Consider the following 3,171-nt stretch of genomic DNA (forward strand, 5'->3'; position numbering starts at 1 on the left):
AAATATGAGATTGGACATTTTAATATCAAATGGAACGGCAGGAACAAACAAAATGAACCGGTTGCCCGCGGAGTATATTTCTATCAATTTGAATCGGAAAAATTTAGTAAGATCACGAAGATTTTGTTGTTCAGATAGATAAAACTTGCCAAATTTTTGAAATTTGGCAAGTTTAACTCGTATGAGTTCTGTATAACTGAGTGTTTTTCATCGTAATTAAAAAGACATGTCTTGGCGTCAGGCAGTTGCCGGATGCTGTTACAAACGAAGCAATCTCACCATAGGTGAGAAAATCTCATTGCTTTATATTAAGTTATTATTATAGATTGCTTCGTAAGAAACTCTATGTAAGATTCCTCGCAATGACAATTTCATTCATTGCAGAATCCATAAGTTTAACTCACCCAAAAGGAGGAAACCATGAAGCAAACATTGTTTATTATTTTTTCATTTGTTGCGATTACTTTATCATCTCAATTCAACGAACCGGTTATGATTAATGACAATGACGACTTTGTGCATTTATCAGGTCAAGGTGCTTATCAAGTTATTGAAGAAAATATCTACCTGACATTTATCCGGAAACTTGATATAAGTTTAGGATGTATATTTTTCGCTTATTCAGAAAATAACGGTTTGGATTTTTCATTTACTGAAGTTGATTCTGTTTTTTTAAATCCTAATGAACCTGATGATATAGCTGCTCCGGTTTTAGAAGTTTCTTCCAATGGGAATATTATTATTATTTATTCAAAAAAACCTGTTTACTCTGAAAATATTTATTATAGTTTAAATAAAGCAATTTCAGGTGATAATGGACAGACATTTTCTATTGAAACAATTGCCGATAATATCTCACAAGCATATCATTTTCAAAATAGTGATGTTTTGGAACTTTGCTATACAACCGGAGTAAATAGTCAATTATCAAATTATAACTACTTAACCGATATTGAACATTCAGAAAATGCTGATAATGGATCTGATCCATTGCCGTTTTCGGGACAGGATGTTTTATATGGATCTGTTCATAGCAATGATGATATTTGGATTCGGAATTTGGGAGGTTGGCCAACTTTTCATTGTATGGTAACAACATCCGGTCGAATCATGGATTATGATACTCATCAGCCAGCAGAACAATCTGCTCCAATGGACGATGTTTTTCTTGGAGGTTATGAAGAAAATGTTCCGCCAAAACTCTTTGAACCGGAAGCAACCTTAATTCAAGAGAATGGACTCCAACCATTTAATTCGAATTATGAAATTGTTTATGTAAAGATTGATGGAAATTCCTATCAATCTATGTACGGAGATATAGAATTAGTCGGAATAGACTCTTTTAAAGTTTACAGCTGGTTTCCTGCTGATGCAGAGCAGGCAAATGAAGTTATAAATGCTGGTGGAAACTGGTATGAAGATTCCGATCATATCTGGACAAATTATATTCCAATTTATGATACACTTTGGACTCAAGGTCCATCCGGAACAATCCAAGATCAATCTGTCTGGGTAGAAAGCGAACTCTGGATCGAAGGAGTTGTTGGCGGAAAACAAACATGGGGTTGTGCAGATACGGTTTTTGTTGTGGGAGACATAACTTACCAAAATACTCCTGTTGGAGAAGCTCCCGATGATGAAGATAATCCCAATTTAACCGACTATTTCGGTCTTGTTTCGGAAAAGAAAATTATCATAAAATACAAACACAAAGATCCATTCAATAATATGGAATTAAGAGACGATAATTGTGATGGAATTTATCTTTATGGATCTTATGCTGCAATTGGTAAAGGAAATTATGAACAGTATGGTTTTATGGCTTGCCATTACGATGGGAGTTTCTCTTTTGAATATCAGCATCCTCATGGTTCGACACCTGATTTTATTGCTCCCAGCCCTTACACTGGAAATGATACTTTATATTCTTTTATTGATCTTCATAAATTTATTTTTCCGATTAATCCTTATGTTCCTCCTGAAATTTCTGGTTTTAATTTAAGTGGTGGAGCTCCTCAATTTCCTTACTATATGTGCGGCTTTCCTTATGAATCTCCTGAATATCTCGAATCCTTTCCCAACAATGGTCCAAACTTTATTTATCCCTATGGAACCGACTATCCCTGGTATAATCCTGTTTGGCCCGAATCAGCAGCAGATATTATAACGGAAAGAGGAGATATAAACTTATATGGTTCTCTCACCCAGAGAAGAAGAGGTTTTGCCCATCGTTCCGGGATGGATCCTTATAATCACCCTCAAGGAAATAGCAACCCAAACCCATGGAATATGGAATTTTATCATTATGACGGACATCATCCATCAACTGGTTATTATAAAAATTATCATTATGATACAAGATTAGAATTTGTTAATTTAGTCGATTTTCCAACGGTAAATTATTTTTATTCTGAACAAAATCTAATTATTTCCAAATCGGAAAACAATGGAGAAACTTTTGAAATTCAGTTAGAACAAACCATAGACTATCCCATTTTAGGAAGTTCGTTTGCTGCAAATGAAAATACGGTTGTTTATGCTTATCAGCTCATTCCATCAGAATTAATGATTTTGAATTCCAATGATAATGGCGAAACCTTTGAAGAATATCCTTTTGAATTTTATGATCATTCGGAAAATATTCTTCTGAAAAATATTAAGCTATTGAATAGTGATATCTATCTGTTAGCAGCAGATAATGATCAGGATTTGATCATCAAACTGAATGTTTATGAAAATTATTATGGAATTCTTGATTCTTTTGATTCTGTATATCATGTCAGTGATTTTAATATTTCCAATTCCGGTGAAAAAATTTATGTGAACACGATTTTGAATGAAGGACACAGTTATATCGAATTTCTATATACGAATGGAAGTGACGATTTTGTAGAATATTTTCAATGGCTTCCTGATTTTATTGAAGAAGATGTAAATTCATTTACTTCCAAGATAGCAGTAAATTTTAACGATACAGATTCGGTTTATGCTACTTTTCTTAAAGTTGAAGGAAACGAATATGATGATTTTTGGGGAGATATTTATCTCACTTCCGGTCGTCTGGATTCCCTCACAACCAAAACAGATGAAGATTTTGATCTACCTGAATTCTTCATTTCCAATTATCCCAATCCGTTCAATCCGGAAGTTAATATCTCCTTTTCTCTTCCT

1 protein-coding gene is annotated in these 3,171 nt (G+C 33.8%); it reads left to right on the forward strand.

The annotated features are described in order from the left end of the window. Window positions 1-420: 420 nt before the first annotated feature. Window positions 421-3,171: hypothetical protein (locus ENL20_00460; protein ID HHE37033.1), on the forward strand; the 2,751-nt coding region annotated here is incomplete at its 3' end.

The organism is Candidatus Cloacimonadota bacterium, assembly GCA_011372345.1.
In the GTDB taxonomy this organism is placed as follows: Bacteria; Cloacimonadota; Cloacimonadia; order Cloacimonadales; family TCS61; genus DRTC01.